Origin of the sequence: Ancylobacter polymorphus (assembly GCF_030813495.1) — a bacterium.
Lineage (GTDB): Bacteria > Pseudomonadota > Alphaproteobacteria > Rhizobiales > Xanthobacteraceae > Ancylobacter > Ancylobacter polymorphus.
The window spans coordinates 206,326-229,660 of record NZ_JAUSUI010000002.1 but is presented as its reverse complement, the minus strand read 5'-3'; the positions used below and the strand labels follow the sequence as shown (position 1 = coordinate 229,660).

27 protein-coding genes are annotated in these 23,335 nt (G+C 69.9%); 17 read left to right on the top strand and 10 right to left on the bottom strand.

All coding sequences use genetic code 11. From position 1 onward, the window contains the following. Positions 1-6 precede the first annotated feature (6 nt). Both J2S75_RS05390 and J2S75_RS05385 read right to left on the bottom strand, forming a co-directional pair. Positions 7-252 (bottom strand): DUF4170 domain-containing protein, encoded by a 246-nt coding sequence (locus J2S75_RS05390; RefSeq protein ID WP_244379846.1) that lies wholly within the window; start codon positions 250-252, stop codon positions 7-9. A 28-nt stretch (positions 253-280) separates the two neighbouring features. Then, a complete protein-coding gene (locus tag J2S75_RS05385; RefSeq protein ID WP_370874091.1) occupies positions 281-1,102 on the bottom strand; it encodes a 3'(2'),5'-bisphosphate nucleotidase CysQ in 822 nt (273 codons plus the stop codon). Positions 1,103-1,319: 217 nt separating this feature from the next. On the opposite strand from J2S75_RS05385, the gene J2S75_RS05380 reads away from it, so the two are divergent. Beyond that, entirely contained in the window at positions 1,320-1,916 is a 597-nt protein-coding gene (locus J2S75_RS05380; protein WP_307018794.1) for a DUF6101 family protein, read from the top strand. 21 nt (positions 1,917-1,937) lie between these two features. Here the strand turns inward: J2S75_RS05380 and J2S75_RS05375 are convergent, their stop codons facing one another. Both J2S75_RS05375 and J2S75_RS05370 read right to left on the bottom strand, forming a co-directional pair. Continuing rightward, complete coding sequence (locus J2S75_RS05375; protein ID WP_307018793.1) at positions 1,938-2,612, bottom strand: YoaK family protein; 675 nt, start codon at positions 2,610-2,612, stop codon at positions 1,938-1,940. Positions 2,613-2,756: 144 nt separating this feature from the next. Beyond that, a complete protein-coding gene (locus J2S75_RS05370; protein ID WP_307018792.1) occupies positions 2,757-3,107 on the bottom strand; it encodes a hypothetical protein in 351 nt (116 codons plus the stop codon). Positions 3,108-3,302: 195 nt separating this feature from the next. Here J2S75_RS05370 and J2S75_RS05365 point away from each other — a divergent pair, with 195 nt between their 5' ends. Beyond that, on the top strand, positions 3,303-3,998 hold the full coding sequence (locus tag J2S75_RS05365; RefSeq protein ID WP_307018791.1) for a TIGR00266 family protein: 696 nt from the start codon (positions 3,303-3,305) through the stop codon (positions 3,996-3,998). Between the two features lie 27 nt (positions 3,999-4,025). On the opposite strand, the gene J2S75_RS05360 is transcribed toward J2S75_RS05365, so the two are convergent. The 3 genes from J2S75_RS05360 to J2S75_RS05350 are packed head-to-tail and all read right to left on the bottom strand — an operon-like array spanning position 4,026 to position 6,102. After that, the gene (locus tag J2S75_RS05360) at positions 4,026-4,577 is read right to left on the bottom strand and encodes a chromate transporter (protein ID WP_244379854.1); all 552 of its coding nucleotides are present in this window, start codon (positions 4,575-4,577) and stop codon (positions 4,026-4,028) included. Continuing rightward, positions 4,574-5,224 (bottom strand): chromate transporter, encoded by a 651-nt coding sequence (locus J2S75_RS05355; protein ID WP_307018790.1) that lies wholly within the window; start codon positions 5,222-5,224, stop codon positions 4,574-4,576. Before J2S75_RS05355 ends, J2S75_RS05360 begins: the two co-directional genes overlap by 4 nt. 35 nt (positions 5,225-5,259) lie before the next feature. Beyond that, on the bottom strand, positions 5,260-6,102 hold the full coding sequence (locus J2S75_RS05350; protein ID WP_307018789.1) for a hypothetical protein: 843 nt from the start codon (positions 6,100-6,102) through the stop codon (positions 5,260-5,262). Positions 6,103-6,318: 216 nt separating this feature from the next. Between J2S75_RS05350 and tal the strand changes: the two genes are divergently transcribed. Next, a complete protein-coding gene (tal, locus tag J2S75_RS05345) occupies positions 6,319-7,290 on the top strand; it encodes a transaldolase (RefSeq protein WP_307018788.1) in 972 nt (323 codons plus the stop codon). Between the two features lie 91 nt (positions 7,291-7,381). Then, positions 7,382-8,140 (top strand): sulfite exporter TauE/SafE family protein, encoded by a 759-nt coding sequence (locus J2S75_RS05340; RefSeq protein WP_307018787.1) that lies wholly within the window; start codon positions 7,382-7,384, stop codon positions 8,138-8,140. Here J2S75_RS05340 and J2S75_RS05335 read toward each other — a convergent pair. Then, the gene (locus J2S75_RS05335) at positions 8,137-9,363 is read right to left on the bottom strand and encodes an MFS transporter (RefSeq protein ID WP_307018786.1); all 1,227 of its coding nucleotides are present in this window, start codon (positions 9,361-9,363) and stop codon (positions 8,137-8,139) included. The genes J2S75_RS05340 and J2S75_RS05335 overlap by 4 nt on opposite strands. An 18-nt stretch (positions 9,364-9,381) precedes the next feature. Beyond that, positions 9,382-10,605, bottom strand: a complete 1,224-nt coding sequence (locus J2S75_RS05330; RefSeq protein WP_307018785.1) for a M20 aminoacylase family protein — start codon at positions 10,603-10,605, stop codon at positions 9,382-9,384. Between the two features lie 249 nt (positions 10,606-10,854). Here J2S75_RS05330 and J2S75_RS05325 point away from each other — a divergent pair, with 249 nt between their 5' ends. The 4 genes from J2S75_RS05325 to J2S75_RS05310 are packed head-to-tail and all read left to right on the top strand — an operon-like array spanning position 10,855 to position 13,726. Further along, positions 10,855-11,445, top strand: coding sequence for a sigma-70 family RNA polymerase sigma factor (locus tag J2S75_RS05325; protein WP_307018784.1), 591 nt, complete (start codon positions 10,855-10,857; stop codon positions 11,443-11,445). Beyond that, positions 11,429-12,229, top strand: a complete 801-nt coding sequence (locus tag J2S75_RS05320; RefSeq protein WP_307018783.1) for an anti-sigma factor family protein — start codon at positions 11,429-11,431, stop codon at positions 12,227-12,229. Before J2S75_RS05325 ends, J2S75_RS05320 begins: the two co-directional genes overlap by 17 nt. Positions 12,230-12,258: 29 nt before the next feature. Then, on the top strand, positions 12,259-12,978 hold the full coding sequence (locus tag J2S75_RS05315; RefSeq protein WP_307018782.1) for a Bax inhibitor-1/YccA family protein: 720 nt from the start codon (positions 12,259-12,261) through the stop codon (positions 12,976-12,978). 28 nt (positions 12,979-13,006) lie between these two features. Continuing rightward, complete coding sequence (locus J2S75_RS05310) at positions 13,007-13,726, top strand: DUF2076 domain-containing protein (RefSeq protein WP_307018781.1); 720 nt, start codon at positions 13,007-13,009, stop codon at positions 13,724-13,726. Between the two features lie 258 nt (positions 13,727-13,984). Here J2S75_RS05310 and J2S75_RS05305 read toward each other — a convergent pair whose 3' ends face one another. Beyond that, positions 13,985-14,983 carry an adenosine kinase gene (locus J2S75_RS05305; protein ID WP_307018780.1) on the bottom strand — a complete coding sequence of 333 codons (999 nt, stop codon included), beginning with the start codon at positions 14,981-14,983 and terminating at the stop codon, positions 13,985-13,987. Positions 14,984-15,133: 150 nt separating this feature from the next. Between J2S75_RS05305 and J2S75_RS05300 the strand changes: the two genes are divergently transcribed. From J2S75_RS05300 to miaB, 9 genes are all read left to right on the top strand, one after another. Then, positions 15,134-16,684: a lipid II flippase MurJ gene (locus J2S75_RS05300; RefSeq protein ID WP_307018779.1), complete on the top strand. Its 1,551-nt coding sequence runs from the start codon at positions 15,134-15,136 to the stop codon at positions 16,682-16,684. Positions 16,685-16,805: 121 nt separating this feature from the next. Further along, a complete protein-coding gene (gene trpS / locus J2S75_RS05295; protein WP_307018778.1) occupies positions 16,806-17,837 on the top strand; it encodes a tryptophan--tRNA ligase in 1,032 nt (343 codons plus the stop codon). A gap of 33 nt (positions 17,838-17,870) precedes the next feature. Next, positions 17,871-18,368, top strand: a complete 498-nt coding sequence (locus tag J2S75_RS05290; protein WP_307018777.1) for a universal stress protein — start codon at positions 17,871-17,873, stop codon at positions 18,366-18,368. Positions 18,369-18,490: 122 nt separating this feature from the next. Further along, a complete protein-coding gene (locus J2S75_RS05285) occupies positions 18,491-19,045 on the top strand; it encodes a NifU family protein (RefSeq protein ID WP_244379869.1) in 555 nt (184 codons plus the stop codon). 88 nt (positions 19,046-19,133) lie between these two features. Further along, positions 19,134-19,817 (top strand): tRNA (adenosine(37)-N6)-threonylcarbamoyltransferase complex dimerization subunit type 1 TsaB, encoded by a 684-nt coding sequence (tsaB, locus tag J2S75_RS05280; protein ID WP_307018776.1) that lies wholly within the window; start codon positions 19,134-19,136, stop codon positions 19,815-19,817. Beyond that, complete coding sequence (locus J2S75_RS05275) at positions 19,814-20,320, top strand: GNAT family N-acetyltransferase (protein ID WP_307018775.1); 507 nt, start codon at positions 19,814-19,816, stop codon at positions 20,318-20,320. The genes tsaB and J2S75_RS05275 overlap by 4 nt, the downstream gene beginning before the upstream one ends. A gap of 93 nt (positions 20,321-20,413) precedes the next feature. After that, entirely contained in the window at positions 20,414-20,842 is a 429-nt protein-coding gene (locus J2S75_RS05270; RefSeq protein WP_307018774.1) for a Fur family transcriptional regulator, read from the top strand. Between the two features lie 4 nt (positions 20,843-20,846). Further along, positions 20,847-21,620, top strand: coding sequence for a lyso-ornithine lipid O-acyltransferase (gene olsA / locus J2S75_RS05265; RefSeq protein ID WP_307018773.1), 774 nt, complete (start codon positions 20,847-20,849; stop codon positions 21,618-21,620). 261 nt (positions 21,621-21,881) lie between these two features. Beyond that, entirely contained in the window at positions 21,882-23,306 is a 1,425-nt protein-coding gene (miaB, locus tag J2S75_RS05260) for a tRNA (N6-isopentenyl adenosine(37)-C2)-methylthiotransferase MiaB (RefSeq protein ID WP_307018772.1), read from the top strand. The last annotated feature ends 29 nt before the right edge of the window (positions 23,307-23,335 follow it).

The window sequence follows — 23,335 nt, the reverse complement described above, 5'->3', positions numbered from 1 at the left end:
CGACGCTCAGCTGGTCTTCGCGCTGGCGTCCGGGTCCAGCAGGCGATGAAGGTGCACGATGAAATAGCGCGTCTGCGCCTGGTCGACGGTCTGCTGCGCCTTGGCCTTCCACGCCGCATGGGCGGTGGCGTAGTTCGGGAACACGCCGACGATGTCGAGCGCGTCCAGGTCCTTGAAGGTGACGCCGTCGATCTTCTCGAGCTCGCCGCCGAAGACGAGGTGCAGAAGCTGGGGACTGGTGGTCTCGGGCATTCCGGTCGCGTCCTGTGCTCGGGAACGATCAGCGCGCCACAGCCATCAGCGCCGGATGGAGCTGGCTGCCGGCCGAAACCAGCGCCCCATGCCGCGGCACCGGCGCGTTATAGGCGAGCGGACGGCCGTCGAGCGTGGTCAGCCGTCCGCCTGCTTCGTGCACCAAAAGGTCCGCGGCGGCAAGGTCCCAATCATTTCCGTTGGGCGAGGCGAGCGCGGCATCGAGCTCGCCGGTGGCGACGCGGGCGAGGCGCAGCGCGAGCGAGCGGATGCGGTCGACCCGGCGCCAGCTGCCCGCCCGGTCGAGATGGGCGAGCCAGGGCGCCGGCCCGTCGATCACCGCGCCGGCAAGCGCCTGGGTGGTGGAGACCTGGATCGGCTGGCCGTTGCGCGTCGCCCCGCCGCCACGCACGGCGATGAACAGCTCCTCGGTGACCGGGGCGAACAGGGCGCCGGCGATCGGCCTTCCATCCTCCACCAGCGCCGCCTCGACGCACCAGTCGGCGCGCCCGGCCATATAGGCGCGGGTGCCATCAATGGGATCGACGATCCACACCCGGCGCCGCGACAGGCGGGACGGCTCGTCCACCGTCTCCTCCGACAGCCAGCCATAGGCCGGGCCGACGAGGCTCAGGCGCTCGCGCAGCATCACGTCGACGGCGAGGTCCGCTTCCGTGACGGGGGAATCATTGTGCTTGGACCAGCTCTTCACCCCGGCGCGGAACATTTCCACCGCCACCGCCCCGGCCGCCACGACCGCCTCCGCCAGATGCCGCGCCGCGACGGCGGGATCGGCGAGAGGATCGGTGACGGCATCGCCCATAGGCAGGTCGGGGGAAAGGTGCGGCATGGATTCCATTTTCGGGACGTACGCGGGAGCGGTGAGGATTGCAAACGCGATATCGGCATTGCGAGCCAATCCGACAAGCATTCGTCAAGCATAGGTGCCATTCGCGGCCGGGAAGAAACTCTCAACCATGTCCCTTAAGCGGCCCGGTACAGGGGCGCGACTACGGTGTCCCCACGACCGAGGCCACTGAGCCAGAAAATCGGCGGGGAGATGCGTGATGCGTCAACGGATGATGGAAGCACAATTGAGGCCGCCGGTGGCGCTGGTCCCCTATGTGGCGCTGGCCCGGCCCGCCACGCAGGAGGGCTGGCCGCTGCGGTTCGAGGCCGCCGATGACGGGGCCGATGAAGGGGTGCGGCAGATCGAGATCGGCCTCGACCGGGTGGTGCTGCACCGCCGCGTCGCCGGGGTGGCGATGAAGGCGGCGCGCCCGCTCCACGCCTATCGCGGGTTGGCGGTGACGCTGCTCGACCCGGAGGGCGACGATGACGGGGTCGCCATCGTGCTGGTGCATGAGGACCCGGCGCTGTCGGTGACGCTTTATAGCGCGCCGCATATCGACGATGTGGTGGCGGAGTGGCGCGGCTGGAGCGCGGCGCTCGGCCGGCCGATGCTGGTGACGCTGGCCGATGGCAGCCACCAACCCGCTTACACGATGATCGGCCGGCTGGTGATCGGGGAGATGCGCGCCCGCCGCGCCCGCCGCGGGGCGCTCAAACACCGCCGGCCGAGCGTCTATCGCCGGCGCGGCGCCGGGCGGACGGGCGAACTCACTGTCCATCGCGGCGAGCGGGAACTGAGCGCGCGGGACTGACGCCGGTGCCCTCAGCCCCTCTCAGTCGCCGCCCTCCTTGCCAATGGGCCGCACCAGATGGCCGTGAAAGGCAAAGGCGGTTGCGGTAAGGCCGGCGAGCAGCAGGCAGGCGGCGACCAGCGACGGTACCAGCCCGCTCGCCGCCAGCAGCAGGGCACCGATGCCGGCGCCAGTGACGAAGGACGCCCAGGACCCGGCATAGGCCAGCGCCTCCACCGGTCCGCCGCGCCCCTTCATCCAGCGCGCCAGCGCCTGGCCGAAGCCGAACAGCGCCCCGGTAACGAAGCTCTTGCCGATATCCGCCCCCGCGATGATCTGGTGCACGCTGTTCTGCATGCCCATGGCGAGCGCCACCGGCAGCAGCGCCAGCCGCCCGGCATCGAGGCCGGCGAGGACCGCCGCCAGCGCGAACAGCACGACCTCGCTGCCCAGCACCGCGACCAGTTTCCACTCGCCGACCGCGTCGGTGATCAACGTGCCGACAAAGGCGCCGGCGACGAATCCGCCAATAACCGAGGCGGTGAACAGCGCCATCGCCCCATGGCCTTCGGCCAGCTGGATACCGAGGCGGGTGCTATTGCCGCTCATGAAGGAGAGGAACAGCCCGCCGAGATGGGCGTAGCCGACCGCATCGACGAAGCCGGCGACCAGCGTGGCGAGGGTGGCGAAGAGAAGCGGGCGATAACCCTCTGGCATGGGCGTCTCAGGACTTTCGCGACGGCGAGGGCCGGCATGGCGAGGGCCGGCATGGCACGGCATGAAAAAGGGCGCGGGAGACGCGCCCTTTCTCCGGATGATGAAGCACGAAGCGGCGCGGCCTGCGTTTCAGGCCGCACGGCCTCACGGGCAGACATGCACCCAGCCGCCACCCCAGTTACGGCGCCAGTAGCAGTTCGGGCGCACCGGCGCCCCCCAGCCACGGGCATAGGGAGGCACATACCAGTTATAATTCGGCCGCCAGAAGCAGCGGAACGGACCGCAGACCCAGCCGACATTCTCGGTAAGCGCCCCGGAGGGGGCCAGCGTGTCAGCGGCGACGGCCGAAGGAGCGGCGAGGCCGGGCGTGGCGACGCCGGCTTCGGCGGTGCCGCTGGCGAGGCCGGCGGCGGTGAAGGCGGCGACCGCCAGGGCAACGGCAAACGCCGCCTGGCGCAGCCGCGCGACGGCGGAGGCGAACGACGGATAACGCATAAAGCACTCCCGAAGGGACAAGGTGGTGATACCGTGCAAGGATACCACGACACTATCTCAGCACCAGCCGTAACCCCATGCGTCCATGGAAATTTTCTCTGCCCGGCGCGGCTGCGGGCGACAGCGGGCGCGGCTTCGCCTAATCTCGGCCCCGCATCCCGCGCCGCGTGCGGCGGCGCCATTCGGAGGCCATCCATGCGCTCGAAAATCATCGGCACCACGCTACCCGTGCTCGAACTCCAGCTTGACGCCGGCGACCGCATCCTCGGCGTGCCGGACCAGCTGTCCTGGATGTCGGGTGACATCGTGCTCACCACCTCCACCGCCGGCGGCGGGGCGAGCGGCCTGCTCGGGTTGGTGAGCCGTGCGGTGTCCGGCGGCGGCCTGTTCATGACTGAGTTCCATGCCGAGCGTGGGCCGGGCAATGTCGCCTTCGCCGCCAAGCTGCCCGGCAATTTCGTGGAAATCGAGATCAGCCCCGGCCGTGCCTACCTCGCCCATCGCCACGGCTTCGTCTGCGGCACGCCGGGCATCGAGGTGACCACCGCCTTCCAGCAGACGCTGGGCGGGGCGGTGTTCGGCGGCGAGGGCTTCGTGCTGCAGCGGCTCGCCGGGCAGGCCAGCGCCTATGTCGAACTGAGCGGCGAACTGGTGACCTATGAGCTTCAGCCCGGCCAGCAGCTGCTGGTCCATCCCGGCCATGTCGGGCTGTTCGAGGAGAGCGTCTCCTTCGAGCTGACGACGATGCGCGGCGTGCGCAACGCGCTGTTCGGCGGCGACGGGCTGTTCCTGGTGCGGCTGTCCGGCCCGGGCAAGGTGTGGCTGCAAAGCCTGACCGCACCCGGCCTCGCCCATGCGGTCAGCCCCTATCTGCCGGAACGCCGCGGCTGATCGCTCCATCGCCCTTTGAGGGCAGGGTCAGGACGGCGGCATCCCCGCCCCGGTGCCGCTGAGCAAGGCGAGGCCGACCAGCCCGCCGCCGAGCACCAGCAGCGCCGGGTTCACCTTCTTCACGCAATAGACCCCGGCGAAAACGGCGAAGGCGATGATGACGGTGAGCGTGCCGTCGATCGCCGTGCGGGCGATGGAAATGGTGCCCGAGGCCATCAGCCCCACCACCAGCGGCGCCAGCCCCTGCTGCAGCGAGCGGCGCCAGGGCGAGCCCTCGAAATGGTCCCAAACCCGCGAGGCCGCCCAGGACAGCGCCCCCGCCGGAAGGAAAAAGCCGACAAAGGCCATCAGCGCGCCCATGAAGCCGGTGACGTGGTAGCCGATGACGATGACCATCAGCATGTTCGGCCCCGGCACCACCTGGCCGAGGCCGTAAATGTCGCGGAACTGGTCGTCGTTCAGCCAGTGATAGGTGCCGACGACGAGTTCCTTGGTTTCCGGCAGCACGGCGGCGCCGCCGCCCACCGCGAGAATCGAGAGCAGGGAGAAGACGCCGAGAACTGAGAGATTCTCGTTCATGGCGCCTTCCTTTCGCGGGCATCGGCCTCGTCTGCCCCCTCGGCGCCCTTGCGCGGGCGGAACAGAAACACCGCCACCGGGCCCACGGTGAGCAGCACCCAGATCAGCGAGATGTGCAGCACGCTGACCATCAGCACGGTCGCGGCGATGATGGCGACGTTCAGAATCTGCCCGAGCTGCTTGTGGCCGATCTGCAGCGTCACCGCCGAGAGCATGCCCACCGCCGCCGCGCCGACCCCGACCAGGGTGGCGTTGACATAGGGGTTATGGGCATTGGCGGCATAGGCGACGCCGAGAGCCAGCACCATGCTGCCACCGGGCAGCGTCATGCCGGTGAAGGCGACGAGGGCGCCCGGCAGGCCGCGCAGCCGGTCGCCGACGATGATGCTCATATTGGTGGCGTTGAGGCCCGGCAGCGCTTGCGAGATTCCCAGCGCGGAGAGGAAATGGTCCTCGTCCAGCCAGCCTTTCTTGATCACCAGGCTGGCGCGCAGATAGGCCACTACGCCCCCACCGAAGCTGATGGCGCCGATGAACAGGAAGGTGACGAAGATCTCCCACAGCGGCACGTTGCGCGGCACCGCATAGGGGGCGGGCGGCTCGCCTTCGGCGGTAGCGCCCGGCACGGGCGGGGTGGAGGAGGTCATGCGGGGCGGTTCCCGGAAGGCGCGCAGCGGCGTGTTCAGCCCTCGTGGCTGGCGACCAGCTGCTTGCCGAAATTATACACCAGCGCGGTCTTGGTGGCGCCGAGCTTGACCCATTCCGGCGCCTGCGTCTGTGCCGCGCGGAAAAACTCCTCCGAGCGTGTCAGCGCCTTGGCATGGAGCGCGTCGTAGCGGTCGAATTTCGCCTGGAAGGCGAACTCGCCGATGATTGAGCTCTCCGTCGCCCGGTCGCGCCACACTGCGATGGTGGCCTTGGCTTCCAGCCCATGGCCGAAATCGAACGAGCCGACATTCACCTGCACCTCCTCGACCGGGAGGTTGTTCACCAGCGCGATGGTCGCCGCCTTGTCGGCCGGGCAATGTTCCGCCAGTTCCGGAAAAACCGAGGTGATGCGCTCCAGCCCGGCGTCCAGCACGATGCCGGGGCTCAGCAAAACGCAATTATGCGAATAGAGCGAGCGCATGCCACCGAGGCTGTCCTTCAGCGGCAGCAGTTCTTCCTTGAACTTGATGTCGGCCTTGCCGCTCAGATGCGGCACCACATCCACCGCCGCCGCGACGGCGAGTTCGGGATGGCGGAACTTCAGCGTCAGCTCATGTTCCGGCTCGGGCCAGCCATCGGTGTAGAAGGTGCGTTTGCGCAAGATGAAGGCGTTGCGGTAGAGGTCGTAATCCGGCGTGTCGTAGAACAGCACCTCGCGCACCTGGCGCTTGAAGCCGTCCTTGTTCGTCGTCACCCCGACCTTGAACTCGGGGGCGATCTGTCCCAGCTTGTGCCAGTAGACCTCGAACTGGTGCGGATCGAAAAAGCGCTCAGGGCGCAGCAGGATTTTGTATTCGCGGTAGTGAATATCGTCCATGGAAGGTCCCGCCGGCCCAAGCCTCTCGCAGGGTTGAAAGATTTACGCCTGTCCCGACGCCGCGACAAGGCCGTTCGCGTGGCAATGTCACATGCGCGTCATCGCTTGCGCAGCTTGAAGACAGCGCCCCAAATGTGGTCCAACGAAGCCGATCCGTTGCTCCGTGCCTGCGGACAGGACCACGGGGTCCTTTCCCGCGAGAAGAGAGATAGCGCCATGCCCTCCAAGCTCGACCAACTGCGTGCCATGACCGTTGTCGTTTCCGACACCGGCGATATCGAGACGGTGCGCCGCCTGAAGCCGCAGGACTGCACCACCAACCCGACCCTGCTGCTCAAGGCGGCGGAAATGTCGGCCTATTCCTCCCTCGTCGACGAGGCGCTCGACTGGGGCACCAAGCAGGGCGGCACCTCGGACGCCGTGGTTTCCGCGACCTGCGACCGGCTGGCGCTGAATTTCGGCGCCGAACTGGCGAAGATCGTTCCCGGCCGCGTCTCCACCGAGGTGGATGCCGACCTGTCCTTCGACACCGAAGCGACGCTGGCCAAGGCCCGTTCCTTCATCAAGGCCTATGAGGCGCGCGGCGTCGGCCGCGAGCGCATCCTCATCAAGATCGCCTCCACCTGGGAAGGCATCCGCGCGGCGGAAGTGCTGCAGAAGGAAGGCATCGACTGCAATCTCACCCTGCTGTTCTCGCTGGCCCAGGCGGCGGCGGCGGCGGATGCGGGCGCCTTCCTGATCTCGCCCTTCGTCGGTCGCATCCTCGACTGGCACGTGAAGGCGGGCGAGGGCCCGTTCACCTCCGAGACCGACCCGGGCGTCGTCTCGGTGCGTCAGATCTACGCCTATTACAAGAAGCACGGCATCCCCACCGTGGTGATGGGCGCCTCCTTCCGCAACACCGGCGAGATCGAGGCTCTGGCGGGATGCGACCGGCTGACCATCGGCCCGTCGCTGCTCGACCAGCTCGCCGCCGACGAGGGCACGCTGGAGCGCAAGCTCGACCCCGCCAATACCGACGGCGCGCCGGAGCGGCTGCATCTCGACGAGCGCGGCTTCCGCTTCAGGCTCAACGAGGACCAGATGGCGACGGAAAAGCTCTCCGAGGGCATCCGCCAGTTCGTGCGCGATCTCAATTCGCTGCGCGCCCTGGTCGCCAAGCGGATCGACGGCGCCAAGGCGGCCTGATCGCCCATGCCGGGAGGAGGGCGGGCCCCTTCTCCCCTTCTTCCCACGGGAGGGGGCCTCTCCTCCCGTCCCCGCGCCGGTCTCTCCCTTCATGTTCGTGCCCGATCTCGGTTTCGCCCTCGCCGCCGGCCTCGCGGCCTTCTTCGTCGGCATGAGCAAGGGCGGGGTGCCGATGATCGGCTCGCTCGCCGTGCCCACCTTGGCGCTGTTCATGTCCCCGGTGACCGCCGCCGGCCTGCTGCTGCCGGTCTATGTCATCAGCGACATGTTCGGCGTGTGGGCGTACCGGCGGGAATTCTCCGGGCGCAACCTCGCCATCCTCATTCCCGCCGCCACGCTCGGCATCGGCATTGGCTGGGCCACCGCCTCCCTCGTCACCGATGCCGAGGTGATGCTGATCGTCGGGCTGATCGGCCTCGCCTTCTGCCTCATCCGCTGGCTCGGCAGGGCGGGGGCGGCGGCGCGGCCGGCGGATGTGCCCCGCGGGCTGTTCTGGGGCGCGGTATCGGGCTTCACCAGCTTCGTCAGCCATGGCGGCGCCCCGCCCTACCAGATGTATGTGGTGCCGCAGCGCCTGCCGAAGATGGTCTATGCCGGGACGACGACGCTGACCTTCGCCGCCATCAATGCCCTCAAGCTCATCCCCTATGCCGCTCTCGGCCAGCTCAACCCGGCCAATCTCACCGTCACCGCGCTCCTGATGCCGGTGGCGGTAGCGGCGACCTTCGCCGGCGTCTGGCTGACACGGCGCCTGCCGGAGAAGCTGTTCTACCGGCTGGTGATGGGCGCGCTGTTCCTGATCTCGCTGAAGCTGACCTGGGACGGCGCGGCCGGCATGCTCGCGGGCTAATCACGCTCGTCGAGTGGGCGAGCCAGCGCCGCCGCGCTCCAGAAGCCGAGCGCCAGCAGCACGGCAAGGGCGATCACCCCCATCAGCACCGCGTCATAGGAACCGGTGGCGGTCCACAGCATCGCCATGCCCGCCGGCGCCAGCGCGCGGGAGAAGGTGGCGGGCACGGAGAGCACGCCGTTCACTGCGCCATAGGCGCGGCGGGTCAGCAGTTCCGGCACCACCAGCCCGCGCACGATGGTGAGGATGCCGTTGACCGAGCCATAGGCGAGGGCGAACAGCGCGACATAGACGAAATCCGGTGGCATCAGCTCCAGCGCCAGAAAGGCCAGCGGGAACACCGCGACGATGACGGAGCCGACCACCCGCACCGGCGCGCGCGGCGCCAGCAGGGTGACGAGAATGCGTCCGCCGACCTGCGCCGGGCCGATGAAGGCGATGGCGCTGACCACGGTGGCGGTGTCGAAGCCGCGTTCCACCAAGAGCGGGTACATGTGGAAGGTGAAGCCGGAGAACATGGCGGCATAGGCGGTGAAAGCCACCGCCAGCGCCCAGAACACCTTCTGGCGCAGCACCTCGCCGATGACCGAGCGCGGGGCGCCCGCGGGATACAGCCGCGCCGGCGGCGCGTCGCGCCCAACCCCGGCTGCGAGGAAATTCGCCGTCGCGCACAGCCCGATATTGATCGCCGCCAGAACCAGCAGCGTGCCGCGCCAGCCGAAAGCATCGAGCAGCACCTGGATCAGCGGAATGAAGACCGTGGAGGCGAAGCCTCCCCACAGAGTGAGCGCGGTGATGCCCGGGCGCGCCTGCAGCGGCCCCGCCCGCCGCGCCACCACGGCGAAGGCCGGCTCATAGAGCGTCGCCGCCTGCACCGCGCCGATGCCGGCCACCGCGACATAGAACAGGACGAGGCTCGACACCTGCGACCACAGCGCCAGCAGCAGCCCGGCCAGCAGCGACGCGCCGGCCATCACCGCCCGCCCATGGCCGCGGTCGATGGCGGCCCCGGCGGGATAGGCGGCGAGGCCGGAAAAGGCGAGGCCGAGCGTCGCCGCGCCGTAAAGCTCGGCCTTGGACCAGCCGAGATCGGCTCCCATCGCCTGCGCGATCTGCGGGAAACTGTAATAGAGGCTGCCCCAGGAACAGAGCTGGGCCATGCCGAGCCCGATGATGAAGGGCGTGCGACCATCGGGCGGCGCGGAGGGGGAAGCGGCGGTCACGACAGGCGCACTCTCAACTCACTCACCCACGCTCTCGCCCGCGCGCCCGTTGCGCGCCGCCGGCGCGAGCCGCTGCCGCACCAGATGGACCCAGTAGCTGGCCCCCACCGGCAGCAGCGCGTCGTTGAAATCATAGGCGGCGTTGTGCAGATTCGGGCCCGGCCCGCTGGCAAGGCAGAGATAGGCGCCCGGCACGGCTTCGAGCATGTAAGCGAAATCTTCCGCCGCCATGATCGGCTCGAAGGCGGGATCGACCTGATCGCCCACCGTCGCCCGCGCCGCCGCCAGCGCATCGCCGAACGCGGCATCGTGGTTCACCAGCGGGGGATAGCGGCGCTCATAGCGGATGTCCGCCCGCGCCCCCTGCGCGGCGCACACCCCGTCGACGATCGCGCGCAGCCGCGCCTCCACGAGATCGCGCACCGCCGGGGCGAAGCTGCGCACCGTGCCGCGCAGCACCACCTCGTCGGGAATGACGTTCCAGGTATCGCCGCCATGGATCTGGGTGACGCTGACGACCGCCGCCTCCTGCGGGTTGACCGCACGGGCGACGATGGCTTGCAGCTGGGTGACGATATGGGCGGCGGTGAGCACCGGGTCGATGCCGCGCTGGGGCATCGCCGCATGGGCGCCGCGACCGATCACCTTCACCTCGAAAATGTCGAAGGCCGCGAACATGGCGCCGGGCCGGCCGAGAAACGTGCCAAACGGCGCGTTGGGCCAGTTGTGCAGACCATACACCGCCTGCATCGGGAAGCGGTCGAACAGCCCCTGTTCGACCATCACCTTTCCGCCGCCCTCATTCTCTTCCGCCGGCTGGAAAATGAAATGCACCGTGCCGGCGAAGTCCGGCTTCTGGCTGAGATGCCGCGCGGCGGCGAGCAGCATGGTCATGTGCCCGTCATGGCCGCAGGCGTGCATCTTGGCGGGCGTGTCGGAACGCCAGGGCAGGTTGGTCGCCTCATGAATGTCGAGCGCATCCATATCCGCGCGCAGGCCGATAGCGGGGCCGTCGCCGAGCTGGCCCTTCAGCGTCGCCACCAGCCCGGTGCCGGCGAGGCCGCGCTGCACCGGCAGGCCGAAGCTCGCGAGCTTCTCCGCCACGAAGGCCGAAGTGCGGTGTTCCTCGAAGGCGGTTTCCGGCATCGCATGCAGGGTGCGCCGCCAGTGGCTCAGTTCGTCCGCCTGGGCGGCGAGGTCGGGCAGGATGCCGGAGCCGTCGCCTGTCGCCTTCTGCACCATCACCATCCCTTGCCGACGCGGCGCCGGCCCTCGGCGCGGCGGCCAGTTAGGCCCGCCCCGCCCCTCGCCGCAAGCGCGTGGACGGAAGGGGGCCTCCCCTTCCTGTGCATGGGTGCGGCGCCACCCGCGCCCGCCCCGCTTGCGTGGATGTGAACGGCCCCCGGCCCGATGACGGACTATGCCGGAAGCGGACGCAAAAATTTCCGCACATGGCGGGATGAAAGCCAGCAACGGCTCCGTATACGGGACATGAAGCGCGACGAGACCTCCTTCGACGTGCCGGCCCAGCTCGGCGTCATGCGGCGCTATGCGCGTTCGCTGACGCGCGACGATGTCGAGGCCGAGGACCTGGTGCATGACGCGCTGGTGCGCGCCTATGAGCGCCGCGGCAGCTTCGATGCCGAGCGCGCCACGCCCGGCAAGGCGGAGCGCGGCGCGGCGCCGCGCGGGGCGGCGCTGCGCGGCTGGCTGCTCTCGGTGCTGCACAATGTGTTCATCGACCGCCGCCGCTCGCGCGTCGCCGAGGCGCGCCGCGAGGCCGAAAGCCTCGACCTCGCGGAGACCAGCGCCGCGCCGGCGCAGGAGCACCGGCTGCGCCTCGCCCAGGTGCGCGACGCCTTCATGGCCCTGCCGGAGGAACAGCGCGCGGCGCTGCATCTCGTCGCCATTGAGGGGCTCGGCTATGCCGAAGCCGCCGCCACGCTCGGCATTCCGCAGGGCACGCTGATGTCCCGCCTGTCGCGTGCCCGCGCGACGCTGCGGGCGATGGAAGAGGGCGGCGCGGGGGAAGGCCCGGCGCGCCTGCGCATCGTAGGAGGTACGGATGAGCCAACCCGTTGATCCCGTCTCCGGCGACGATCTGCAGGCCTATGTCGACGACCAGCTCAGCGTGGCGCGGCGTATCGATGTCGAGGCCTATCTCAGCGCCAACCCCGCCGCCGCCTCGCGGGTGATGGGCGACCTGCGCATCCGCGACGAGCTGCGCCTCGCGCTGGCCGAGACGCCGCGCGCCGCCTCCGCCGCCACGGCGCGGCTGGCGACGGCGGAAGCGGCGCGGCGGCTGCAGGGCGCGCTCGCCCGCGCCCGCTGGACCCGGCGGCTGCGCATCGCCGCCATGGTGGCGCTGCTGGTCGGCGCCGGCTGGATGGCGAACGCCCAGTTCGGCCATCTCGGCGTCAGCCGCGTCGTCGCCTCCGGCCTGCCGCCGGCCTATCTGGAGGACGCGCTGCGCGCCCACCGCACCGCGATGGTGCGCGCCGACATGCCCTCGCAGCCCGGCGCCAGCCATTACGACCCGCTGGAGATCCGCGCCGCCACCGCCATCGTCATGCCGGCTTTGCCGGAGGGGTGGAAAGTGGCGGATGTGCAGGTGTTCCCCTCCACCTTCGGCCCCAGCGTGGAAATGACTGTCGAGGCCGGGGAGATCGGCACCGCCTCGCTGTTCGCCGTGCGGCCGGGCGGCTTCGACGTGGTGCCGGCGACCACCGTGCCGCGCGACGGCCTGAACGCCGCCTATTGGCAGGTGGGCGAGGTCGCCTATGCGCTGGTCGCGCAGGCGGGCCCCTCCGCCGACACTCGTGATCTCGACCGGGCGGCCGCGCGCCTTGCCCGGACGCTCTACTGAACCCAGATGATCCGCATCAGGAGACTGACATGAACACGCCGAATTCCGGCTTCCAGTGGTCCCGCACCGCGAGCGTCGACCAGGCCGTCTATGACGAGGGCCTGCGCCGCCACATGCTGCGGGTCTACAATTACATGGCCCTCGGCCTCGTGCTCACCGGCGCCGTGGCCTTCATCGTCGGCACCACGCCGGCGCTCTATGTGCCGATCTTCTCCACCCCGCTGAAATGGGTGGTGATGCTGGCCCCGCTCGCCTTCGTGCTGTTCTTCTCGTTCCGCATGCAGTCCATGTCGGGCAGCGCGGCGCAGACCATGTTCTGGGCGTTCTGCGCGGTGATGGGCCTGTCCATGGCCTCGATCTTCCTGGTGTTCACCGGCACCTCGATCGCGCGTACCTTCTTCATCGCCGCGACGATGTTCGGCGCCACCAGCCTCTATGGCTACACCACCAAGCGCGACCTCTCGCAGTTCGGCTCGTTCCTGATCATGGGCCTGATCGGCGTGGTGATCGCAAGCCTCGTCAACATCTTCCTCGGCTCGACGATGCTGCAGTTCATCGTCTCCGTGGTCGGCATCCTCGTCTTCGTCGGCCTGACCGCCTGGGACACCCAGTCGATCAAGGAACAGTACGCCGACAATTTCGACGCGGAATCGCAGCAGAAGCTCGCCGTGTTCGGCGCCTTCTCGCTCTATCTCAACTTCGTCAACATCTTCCAGCTTCTGCTGAATTTCACCGGCGAGCGGGAGTGAGGCGGCATTTCGCCAAGGGAACGCACCCATGAACGACCAGGATCGCCAGGCCATTGACGGCCTCTTCGCCAAGCTTGCCGAGGCCGAGCGCCAGTCCGGCCCGCGCGACCCGCAGGCCGAGGGCTTCATCGCCCAGCGCATCGCCCAGCAGCCGGCCGCGCCCTATCTGATGGCGCAGACCATCGTGATGCAGGACTACGCCCTGCAGCAGGCGCAGGCGCGGATCGAGGAACTGGAGCGGCAGGCGCAGGAGACGGCGGCGCAGCCCGCCAGCGGCGGCGGCCTCTTCGGCGGGCTGTTCGGCTCCAGCCAGCCCCCGGCGCGGCGCAGCGGCGTCCCCTCCATGCCGCGCAGCGCGGCCGGCTATGAGGGCGGCAGCGCCATTCCGGCCAGCGCTTCCCCGGCCTGGCAGTCCGGCGCGGCGGCGGGCCAGCCCATGGGCGCGCCAGGCGCTGCCGGCGGCCCGGGCGCGCAGCCGGGCGGCTTCGGCCGGCCGGGCTTCGGCGGCGGTGGCTTCCTTGCCGGCGCAGCGCAGACGGCGATGGGCGTCGCCGGCGGCGTGCTGCTCGGCAGCGCCATTGCCGGCATGTTCGGCGGCGGCGAAGCCAAGGCCGCCGAGGCTCCTGCGGAGGAGCCGGCGGCGGCCGACGAGCCGGTGGACACCGGCGCCGAGGATGCCGGGGCCGTGGATGATGGCGGCTTCTTCGGCGGCGGCGACTGGTTCGGCGGCGGCGGCGACGAATTCTGAGCGCGCCGGGCGGCGCATTTCATCCGCCGCCCGTCTTCGCAACTGACAGATTCCCCCGCCTTCCGGCGGGGTTCCAGCGGACTCCTGCCCTCAGGGGCAGGACACTTCCCAACTTCCAGCAGGCCGGCCCCTCACCGGCCTGTTCTTTTTTGCCGGCTAGATCATTTCACCGTTTCACGGAAACAGTGAAATGATCCAATTCTTTGTTTTGTCGCGTTTTCTTCACGCGAACCGGTATCCACTTCGCTCGAAAACGCTCTACACGCTCAGGCCGTTCTCGCCGGCATAGTCCTTCAGCGAACGCTCCGGCCGGGCGCCGATATGGCTGATGATCTCGCTCGCGCAGAGCGCGCCGAGCGCGAGGCACTCGCCCGCCGCCATGCCCTTGGCGAAGCCGTGGAGATAGCCGGCGGCGAACAGGTCGCCCGCACCGGTCGTGTCCACCACCTTCGCCACCGGAAACGCCGGCACCGACACCATCTCACCGCCCATGACCGCCAGCGCGCCCTTTTCGCTGCGGGTGACGACGGCGTGGCGCGCCTCCTGCCGCAGCTGGGCGAGGGCGGCGTCGAAATCGGTCTCGTAGAGCGACATCAGCTCCGCCTCATTGGCGAAGACGAGATCGACCGTGCCGGCGCGCAGGAGATTCAGGAATTCCGCCCGGTAGCGCCCGACACAGAAAGCGTCGGACAAGGTGAGCGACACGGTGCGCCCCGCCTCATGGGCGATGGCGGCGGACTTGAGGAAGGCCTCCTTGGCCGGCGGCGGGTCCCAGAGATAGCCTTCGAGATAGGTGACCTTCGCCCCCGCGACCATGGCGGCGTCGACATCGGCGGGGGAGAGGTCCTGCGCCGCGCCGAGATAGGTGTTCATGGTGCGCTCGCCATCCGGGGTCACCAGAATGAGGCAGCGCGCGGTGGCCGGACCGGTCGTCGCGGCGGGCGTGGCATAGGCGACGCCGGCGGCGCGGATGTCATGGGCGAAGATGCCGCCCAGCTCGTCATTGCGCACCTTGCCGATGAAGCCGGCCCGGCCGCCGAGCGCGGCGATGCCGACCATGGAATTGGCGGCCGAGCCGCCCGAAATCTCCACCCCCGGCCCCATGGCGCCATAGACCGCCTCGGCGCGCTCTTCGTCGATCAGCGTCATGCCGCCCTTGCGCATGCCGTGACGGTCGAGGAAGCCGTCCTCGGTGCGGGAAATCACGTCGACGATGGCGTTGCCGAAGCCGATCACATCGAGCTGGGGGACGGTCATGGACGGCGTTTCTCCGCAAGGTTTTGCCGGGAACGAGGGCGGGTCACGCGGTAGCAGACGGGCGCGCCCACCGCAATGATGGCGCCGGGTGGGGACGCTCGACATCCCGGCCCGCTTCCCCTCCGGGCGCGGGCCGACTATGGCTAGCCGATGGCCCTGCTCCGCCACGCCTCCACCGTCGCTTTGCTCACCCTGACCTCGCGCGTGCTCGGCTTCGCCCGTGACGCCGGGGTGGCGGCGCTGTTCGGCACCGGGCTGGTGGCGGAAGCTTCCGTCGCCGGCCTCGCCGTGCCGCAGATCGCCCGCCGGCTGCTCGGCGAGGGGGCGCTCAACGCCGCGCTGCTGCCGGCTCTGGCGCGGGCGGAGGACGCACCGGCGCGCCGGACGCTGGCCGGGGCGGTGGTGATGGTGTTCGCCCTCGCCGGACTGCTGGTCGCGGGGCTTCTGTTCCTGTTCATGCCGGCCGTGGTGAGCGTCCTGGCGCCGGGCTTTGACGGCGACGGCCCGCGCGCGGCGGGCGCGGTGCTGGCCGGGCGGCTCACCGTGATCTGCCTGCCGCTCGCCTTGCTCGCCGGGGTGTTCGCCGCCTTCGCCAACGCGGCCGGCCGCTTCGCCCGGCCCGCCATGGCGCCGGCGGCGGCCAATGTCGCGGTGATCGGCCTGCTCCTGCTGCTCTGGCTCTCCGGCGCCCACACGATCAGCGCGTCCGCCGCGCTCATCTGGCTGGCGGCCGGCGTCGTGGCGGGGGCGCTGACGCAGCTCGTGCTGAACGCCGCCGCCCTGCCGCGCGGCTTTGTCCGGCTCACTCTCGCGCCGGCCGACCTCAAGGCGGCCCTGCCGCTGCTCGCCGGTTCGGCGACGCCGCTGCTGGCCGCCGCCCTGCCGCAGCTGCGCTTTCTCATCGCGGCGGCGGCGGCCTCCGGCCTTGGCGGCGGCGTCGCGGCCCTGTTCTACGCCACGAGGCTGGTCGAATTGCCGCTCGGCCTCGTCGGCGCCAGCGCCGGAGCGGTGCTGCTGCCGGCGCTGGCGGGCGGGCGCGGCACGGCGGAGGAACCCGGTTCCAGCCCGACCGCGCTCGGGGCCGGCGGCCTCATCGCCGCGCTGGCGCTCTCGCTGCCGGCCGCGCTCGGCCTCGCCGTTCTGGCCCATCCCATCGTGGTGGTGCTGTTCCAGCGCGGCGCCTTCGATCCTCAGGCGAGCGAACTCACCGCCACCGCCCTCGCCCTGCTGGCGCTGACCCTGCCGGCGCAGGCGCTGGAGAAGGTGCTGATCGCGATTGCCTTCGCGTCCGGCCTGCCGCGGCTCGTCACCCGCGCCAGCCTGGCCGCGCTGCCGCTCGGCGCGTTGGCGGGCTTTCTCACCGTGGGGGCGCTCGGCGTGGCGGGGCCGGCGCTGGGGGTGCTGGTGTCCAGCCTCGTCGCGCTTGGCGGTCTCGCCCTCGGCCTCGCCCGCCGGCGGCTGGTGGTGCTGGGGAAACCCCTCCGCCGGCAGCTGCTCCGGCTCAGCCTGGCGGCGCTCGCCATGGCGGGAACGGTGCTGCTGGCGCGCCTTGGCTGCGAGAGCCTGCTGGCCCAGGGCGGGCTCGCCGCCGCCGGCGCGCTGATCGGGCTGGTGGCGCTCGGCGGCGCGGTCTATGCCGGGCTGGCGCTGACGCTCGGCGGTGTCACCCTGACCGCGCTGCGGGCGGCCCTGCGCCGCTAGCCGTTCAACAGACGCGCGGGCGTTGAAGGTGCTTGCCCCTGAAGGTCATGCGTGCCATAGCGCCCCCGCGCCGGGGGCATTCCCGCGGCACGGCAGGGCGCAGACCACAGGACGTTCCGACATGGAATTCAAGCCGCTCGTGTTTTCCGGCGTCCAGCCGACCGGAAACCTGCATCTCGGCAACTATCTCGGCGCCATCCAGCGCTTCGTCGCGCTGCAGGACAGTCATGACTGCCTTTATTGCGTGGTCGACATGCACGCCATCACGGTGTGGCAGGACCCGGCCGACCTGAAGCGGCAGATCCGCGAGGTCACCGCCGCCTTCATCGCCGCCGGCATCGACCCGACCAAGCACATCGTGTTCAACCAGAGCCAGGTCTCCGGCCATGCCGAGCTTGCCTGGGTGTTCAACTGCGTGGCGCGCCTCGGCTGGCTCAACCGCATGACCCAGTTCAAGGAAAAGGCCGGCAAGGACCGCGAGAACGCCTCGGTGGGCCTTTACGCCTACCCGAACCTGATGGCCGCCGACATCCTGCTCTACCGCGCCACCCATGTGCCTGTCGGCGAGGACCAGAAGCAGCATCTGGAGCTGACCCGCGACATCGCGCAGAAGTTCAACAATGATTTCGGCCCCTCCATCGCCGCCAACGGGCTGGGCGAGGCGTTCTTCCCGCTGCCCGAGCCGCTGATCGGCGGGCCGGCGGCGCGGGTGATGAGCCTGCGCGACGGCGCCAAGAAGATGTCGAAGTCGGACCCGTCCGACCTCTCGCGCATCAACCTGACCGACGATGCCGACCTCATCGCCTCGAAGATCCGCAAGGCCAAGACCGATCCCGAGCCGCTGCCCTCCGAGGCGGAAGGGCTGAAAGGCCGGCCGGAGGCGGAGAATCTGGTCGGCATCTATGCCGCCCTCGCCAATGTCGCGAAGGAAGAAGTGCTCGCCCAGTTCGGCGGCGGGCAGTTCTCCACCTTCAAGGCGGCGCTGGTCGACCTCGCCGTGGCCAAGCTCGGGCCGATCGGGGCGGAGATGCAGCGCCTCGTCGCCGAGCCGGACCATATCGACGCCATCCTGCGCGACGGCGCCGCCCGCGCCCGCGCGCTGGCAGATGCCACCATGGCGAGCGTGCGCGACATCGTCGGCTTCGTGCGCTAGCCTTCAGCGGTTGCATTCGCCCGGAGGGAGCCCATGCCGCGCCGGCGCCAAAGCCATGAGCCCGGCCACCGCCGGAAGTTCCTCGTGCTGGCGGACGATACGCCGGAATGCGACCGCGCGCTCTATTACGCCGCGCGGCGCGCGGCGCGCACCGGCGGCGCCGTTGTGCTGCTCGCCGTGCTGCAGCTGGAAGAGGCGCCGAGCCAGTGGCTCGGCGTCGCCGATCTGATGCGGGCGGAAGCGACCGACAAGGCCGAGGCGCGGCTCGATCTGCTCTCCGCCCGGGCGGAAGGCATTGCCGGCGTCGACACCGAGCGGGTGGTGCGCGAGGGCACGGTCGCCGACCAGATCCTCGCCGTCATCGAGGAGGATGAGGACATCGCCATCCTCGTGCTCGCCGCCGGCACCGGCAAGGAAGGACCGGGGCCGCTCATCGCCTCGCTGGCCAAAGGCATGTGGGCGAGCCTGCCGGTGCCCGTTACCCTGGTGCCGGGCGCGCTCTCCGACAGCGAGATCGACGCGCTGGCGTGAGCCGGCGGGTGTAAACGGGCGCGGCGCCGCGACGCCCTTCCCCTCGCGCCGGTGAGAGCTTATCTAAAGTGCACATTCCCCCGTCGCCGCGGCCTTGAACCCCGGTTGGCAAGGAGACCGACATGTTCATCCAGACCGAAGCCACCCCCAATCCCGCCACGCTGAAGTTCCTGCCCGGCCGTTCCGTGCTCGGCGACGGCACATTCGAGGCGCGCGACGCCGAGGAGGCCGCGCGCTCGCCACTGGCGGTGCGCCTGTTCGAGGTGCCCGGCGTCACCGGTGTGTTCTTCGGCTCGGATTTCGTCACCGTCACCAAGGCACAGGGCGAGTGGGCGCATCTCAAGCCCGCCATTCTCGGCGCCATCATGGAGCATTTCGTCTCCGGCCAGCCGATCCTGCCCGAGGACCACGCGCACACCGCCGACGACGCCTTCTTCGAGGCCAAGGATGCCGGGCTGGTCGACACGATCCGCGAGCTGATCGACACCCGCGTGCGCCCGGCGGTGGCCAATGATGGCGGCGACATCACCTTCCGCGGCTACAAGGATGGCGTGGTGTTTCTCGCCATGAAGGGCTCCTGCGCCGGCTGCCCCTCCTCCACCGCCACGCTGAAGAACGGAATCGAGAACCTGCTCCGCCATTTCGTTCCCGACGTGGTGGAAGTGCGCCCGGTCTGACCGCCGCTGCGGGCGCGCCCTTTCCATAGGGGCGCGCGCAGGTGCATGGTGGAACGATGACCGCGCTCCACCCTGCTGATTCTGGCCCATGCTGATTCTCGCCATCGACACCGCGCTCGACGCCTGTTCGGCGGCCCTGCACGACATGGACACCGACGCGACGCGGGCGATGGAGCATGTCGTCATGGCGCGCGGCCATGCCGAATCGCTGATCCCGATGGTGCAGCGGGTAATGAGCGCCGCCGGCGCGGCCTTTACCGATATCGACCTGTTCGCCGTCACCGTCGGGCCGGGGAGCTTCACCGGCCTGCGCGTCGGCCTGTCGGCGGCGCGCGGCTTCGGCCTCGCCACCGGCAAGCCGGTGCTTGGCCTGCCGACGCTCACCGTGCTCGCCGCCCCGCTGCTGGCGCGCGACGATGCGGTTCCGGTGGCCGCCGCCATCGATGCCCGCCATGGCAATGTCTATCTGCAGATGATCGGCCCCGCCGGCCGGGTTCTGGTGAGCCCGCGCGCCATGGCGGCGAAGGATGCGGCGCGCTCGGTCGCCAACGGGCCGGTGCGGCTGGTCGGTTCCGGCGCCGGCCTCTTGGTCGACGCCTGGCCGATGGGCGCGCAGCCGCCGCTGGAGGTGCGCGCCACCGCGACGCCGGACCCGGTATGGCTGGCGCGGATCGCCAGCGTCGCCGACCCCGCCCGTTCCGAACCCAAGCCGCTTTATCTGCGCGACGCCGACGCCAAGCCGCAGACCGGCGGGCGGATCGCCCGGCGATGAGCCGGCTGCCGGCCTGGCTCGACTGGATGACCCGCGCCCGCCCCGGCGAGGCGACGCTGCGCACGGTCCGCCCCGGCGATGCCGAGGCGCTGGCCCGCCTGCACGCGCAATCCTTCCGCATCGGCTGGGACGCGGCCGAATTCGAGCGGCTGATCGCCAACCGGCTGACGCGCGGCCTGGTGGCCACCGACGGCCCCGGCGGCATGCCGGTCGGCTTCATCCTGCTGAGCGGGGTGGCGCCGGAGATGGAGATTCTCTCGGTCGCAGTCGACAGCCGCCGGCGCGGCGCCGGGCTCGGCCGCCGGCTGGTGGAAGCCGCCTTCGGCACGCTGGCGGCGGAGGGCTACCGTACCGTGTTCCTCGAAGTCGAGGACGGCAATGCCGCGGCGCTGAAGCTCTATGCCCGCACCGGCTTCCGCGAGATCGGCCGCCGGCCGGGCTATTATCGCAATGGCGCCGGCGCGCCGGTGGCCGCGCTGACCATGCGGCGGGACATCGCCTGAGGAAACCATTGCCCTCGCCCGCATCGCTGCGCCATAAGGCGGAGCGGGCGGGAATGCACCGAGACTTGCGGGCTGAAGGAAACAGGCCGAGGAATGAACGACAAGCCGACCGCGATCGAGGAAGCCTGCGTGACGCTGGGGTTGCGGATGACCGACCAGCGCCGGGTGATCGCTCGCATCATCACTGATGCGCAGGACCATCCCGATGTCGAGGAACTGCACCGCCGCGCCGTCGCCGTGGACGACCGCATCTCCATCTCCACCGTCTACCGCACGGTGAAGCTGTTCGAGGATGCCGGCATCATCGCCCGCCATGATTTCCGCGACGGCCGCTCGCGCTACGAGCCGGTGCCGGACGAGCATCACGACCATCTCATCGATCTGCGCAACGGCACAGTGGTGGAGTTCCGCTCCGAAGAGATCGAGCAGCTGCAGGAAGAGATCGCCCGCAAGCTCGGCTACCGTCTCGTCGGCCACCGGCTGGAGCTTTACGGCGTGCCGCTCGACCCCAAGAAGGACTGAAGCCGTGCGGGCGTGGCTGGTGATCGTGCCGGTCGTGCTCGTCACGCTGCTGGGCATTCCCCTGCAATGGCTGTCGGTGGCGCTACGGCTGCCGACGCGGCGAACGATTCCCCTGCTCTATCACCGACTCGTTCTGGCGCTCATCGGCGTGCGGGTGCGGGTGGTCGGCGCGCCGGCGCCCGCACGGCCGCTGCTGATCGTCGCCAACCATGTGTCCTGGCTCGACATTCTGGTGCTGGGCTCGCGCCTGCCCCTGTGCTTCGTCGCCAAGAGCGAGGTGGCGCGCTGGCCGGGCATCGGCCTGCTGGCGAAGCTCCAGCGCACCATCTTCGTCGACCGCACCTCCCGCACGGCGACGGGGCGGGTGGCGGGGGAAATGGCGGCGCGGATGAATGACGGCGATCCGGTGGTGCTGTTCGCCGAGGGCACGTCGAGCGACGGCAACCGGGTACTGCCCTTCCGCTCGGCGCTGATCGGCGCCGCCCGCCAGGGCATGGGCGAGGAGGAAGGCGCGGCGGCCACCATCCAGCCGCTCGCCATCGCCTATATCGGCCTCGCCGGCCTGCCGGTCGGCCGCGCCGGGCGCCCGCATCTCGCCTGGTATGGCGACATGGACCTCGCCCCGCATCTGATGGAGGTGCTGCGGCGCGGCGGCGTCGAGGTGGAGCTGCGCTTCGGCGCCCCGCTGGCGGCGGGCGGCCGCAAGGCGGCGGCGCAGGAGGCCGAGCGCGCGGTGCGCCACTTGCTGGCGCAGGCGCTGAACGGGCGTCACGGCTGAGGAAAATCACGCAAATTCGCCATGCCGGCCCCCGCTGCCGCCCGTCCCGCGCATTTCCTTTTCGCGCAAATCCCGCTACACAGGGGCATAGGCGTCAATCGCGGAGACGTGGACGATCTCGACCTGCAGTCGACCGAGGTGGGAACGAGCGGCGAGCAACGAGGGCGCCTTGCGGGAACGCGCCCACCGCGCCCTCGGGTTTCCAACGCAAGACGCCGCGCGGCTCCCTGTGGGCGCCCGGCACGGGTCGATCGACACGCAATGAGTGATACGCGCAAGCTCTACGTCCGCTCCTTCGGCTGCCAGATGAACGTCTATGACGCCCAGCGCATGACGGACACGCTGGCGAAAGAGGGCTATGTCGAAACCGACAGCCCGGACGACGCCGATCTCGTCATCCTCAACACCTGCCATATCCGCGAGAAGGCCGCCGAGAAGGTCTATTCCGAGCTCGGCCGGCTGAAAAAGGCGCAGGAAGAAGCCGGTCGCCGGCAGATGGTGGCGGTCGCCGGCTGCGTCGCGCAGGCGGAAGGCGGGGAAATCCTCAAGCGCGCGCGCGGCGTCGACCTCGTCGTCGGCCCGCAGAGCTACCACAAGCTGCCCGAACTGCTGGCCGATGCCGCGCGGCGCGGCCATAACCGGCGCGCCGGCATCGTCGAGACCGAGTTTCCGGTCGAGGACAAGTTCGATTTCCTGCCTCCGCCGACCCCGGCGGCGATCGCCAAGCGCGGCCCCACGGCTTTTGTCACCGTGCAGGAAGGCTGCGACAAGTTCTGCACCTTCTGCGTCGTGCCCTATACGCGCGGGGCGGAAGTCTCGCGCCCGCTCGCCAAAATTCTCGACGAGGTGATCCGCCTCGCCGAGGCCGGGGTGCGCGAGGTGACGCTGATCGGCCAGAACGTCAACGCCTATCACGGCGCCGACGCCGCCGGCCGCACCGCGAACCTGCCGGAACTGGTGCGCCGCATCGCCGAGGTGCCGGGCATCGCCCGCGTGCGCTACACCACCAGCCATCCGCGCGACATGGATGACGAGCTGATCGCCGCCCATCGCGAGCTGCCGGCGCTGATGCCCTATCTGCACCTGCCGGTGCAGTCCGGCTCCAACCGGGTGCTGGCGGCGATGAACCGCAAGCACGACCGCGAGCTGTTCTTCGACATCGTCGCCCGCGTGCGCGCGGCCCGGCCGGACATCGCCTTCTCCTCGGATTTCATCGTCGGCTTCCCCGGCGAGACCGAGGCCGATTTCACGGAGACGATGGACCTTGTGGAGCGCGTGGGCTTCGCCTCCGCCTTCTCGTTCAAATATTCCCCTCGCCCCGGCACGCCGGCGGCGGGAATGGGCGAGCAGGTGCCGGAAGCGGCGAAATCCGAGCGCATCCATGCGCTGCAGGCGCTGCTCGACCGGCAGAAGGCGGCGTTCGACGCCGCCTGCCGTGGCCGTCGCTTCGACATTCTGCTGGAAAAGCCCGGCCGCTTCCCCGGCCAGCTGATCGGCCGCTCGCCCTATCTGCAATCCGTCGTCGTCGAGGCCCCGCTTGAGGCTATCGGCACGCTGGCGGAAGTGGAAGTGCGCGAGGTCAGCACCAAGAGTCTTTCGGGCGACATATGCGGCGGCGAGTTTTTTGGTGAACGACCGGCGCGCGAATCGCGTTTCATCGGGCAGGGCGAAAAACTGGAGGCGTGAGCGTGCGTCGACCTGGTAGCGGATCTGGT

What these genes read in the sequence shown, in the direction of transcription:
- J2S75_RS05390 (WP_244379846.1), bottom strand. Translation starts at nt 252, where the DNA reads ATGCCCGAGACCACCAGTCCCCAGCTTCTGCACCTCGTCTTCGGCGGC.
- J2S75_RS05385 (WP_370874091.1), bottom strand. Translation starts at nt 1,102, where the DNA reads ATGCCGCACCTTTCCCCCGACCTGCCTATGGGCGATGCCGTCACCGAT.
- J2S75_RS05380 (WP_307018794.1), top strand. Translation starts at nt 1,320, where the DNA reads ATGCGTCAACGGATGATGGAAGCACAATTGAGGCCGCCGGTGGCGCTG.
- J2S75_RS05375 (WP_307018793.1), bottom strand. Translation starts at nt 2,612, where the DNA reads ATGCCAGAGGGTTATCGCCCGCTTCTCTTCGCCACCCTCGCCACGCTG.
- J2S75_RS05370 (WP_307018792.1), bottom strand. Translation starts at nt 3,107, where the DNA reads ATGCGTTATCCGTCGTTCGCCTCCGCCGTCGCGCGGCTGCGCCAGGCG.
- J2S75_RS05365 (WP_307018791.1), top strand. Translation starts at nt 3,303, where the DNA reads ATGCGCTCGAAAATCATCGGCACCACGCTACCCGTGCTCGAACTCCAG.
- J2S75_RS05360 (WP_244379854.1), bottom strand. Translation starts at nt 4,577, where the DNA reads ATGAACGAGAATCTCTCAGTTCTCGGCGTCTTCTCCCTGCTCTCGATT.
- J2S75_RS05355 (WP_307018790.1), bottom strand. Translation starts at nt 5,224, where the DNA reads ATGACCTCCTCCACCCCGCCCGTGCCGGGCGCTACCGCCGAAGGCGAG.
- J2S75_RS05350 (WP_307018789.1), bottom strand. Translation starts at nt 6,102, where the DNA reads ATGGACGATATTCACTACCGCGAATACAAAATCCTGCTGCGCCCTGAG.
- tal (WP_307018788.1), top strand. Translation starts at nt 6,319, where the DNA reads ATGCCCTCCAAGCTCGACCAACTGCGTGCCATGACCGTTGTCGTTTCC.
- J2S75_RS05340 (WP_307018787.1), top strand. Translation starts at nt 7,382, where the DNA reads ATGTTCGTGCCCGATCTCGGTTTCGCCCTCGCCGCCGGCCTCGCGGCC.
- J2S75_RS05330 (WP_307018785.1), bottom strand. Translation starts at nt 10,605, where the DNA reads ATGGTGCAGAAGGCGACAGGCGACGGCTCCGGCATCCTGCCCGACCTC.
- J2S75_RS05325 (WP_307018784.1), top strand. Translation starts at nt 10,855, where the DNA reads ATGAAGCGCGACGAGACCTCCTTCGACGTGCCGGCCCAGCTCGGCGTC.
- J2S75_RS05320 (WP_307018783.1), top strand. Translation starts at nt 11,429, where the DNA reads ATGAGCCAACCCGTTGATCCCGTCTCCGGCGACGATCTGCAGGCCTAT.
- J2S75_RS05315 (WP_307018782.1), top strand. Translation starts at nt 12,259, where the DNA reads ATGAACACGCCGAATTCCGGCTTCCAGTGGTCCCGCACCGCGAGCGTC.
- J2S75_RS05310 (WP_307018781.1), top strand. Translation starts at nt 13,007, where the DNA reads ATGAACGACCAGGATCGCCAGGCCATTGACGGCCTCTTCGCCAAGCTT.
- J2S75_RS05305 (WP_307018780.1), bottom strand. Translation starts at nt 14,983, where the DNA reads ATGACCGTCCCCCAGCTCGATGTGATCGGCTTCGGCAACGCCATCGTC.
- J2S75_RS05300 (WP_307018779.1), top strand. Translation starts at nt 15,134, where the DNA reads ATGGCCCTGCTCCGCCACGCCTCCACCGTCGCTTTGCTCACCCTGACC.
- trpS (WP_307018778.1), top strand. Translation starts at nt 16,806, where the DNA reads ATGGAATTCAAGCCGCTCGTGTTTTCCGGCGTCCAGCCGACCGGAAAC.
- J2S75_RS05290 (WP_307018777.1), top strand. Translation starts at nt 17,871, where the DNA reads ATGCCGCGCCGGCGCCAAAGCCATGAGCCCGGCCACCGCCGGAAGTTC.
- J2S75_RS05285 (WP_244379869.1), top strand. Translation starts at nt 18,491, where the DNA reads ATGTTCATCCAGACCGAAGCCACCCCCAATCCCGCCACGCTGAAGTTC.
- tsaB (WP_307018776.1), top strand. Translation starts at nt 19,134, where the DNA reads ATGCTGATTCTCGCCATCGACACCGCGCTCGACGCCTGTTCGGCGGCC.
- J2S75_RS05275 (WP_307018775.1), top strand. Translation starts at nt 19,814, where the DNA reads ATGAGCCGGCTGCCGGCCTGGCTCGACTGGATGACCCGCGCCCGCCCC.
- J2S75_RS05270 (WP_307018774.1), top strand. Translation starts at nt 20,414, where the DNA reads ATGAACGACAAGCCGACCGCGATCGAGGAAGCCTGCGTGACGCTGGGG.
- miaB (WP_307018772.1), top strand. Translation starts at nt 21,882, where the DNA reads ATGAGTGATACGCGCAAGCTCTACGTCCGCTCCTTCGGCTGCCAGATG.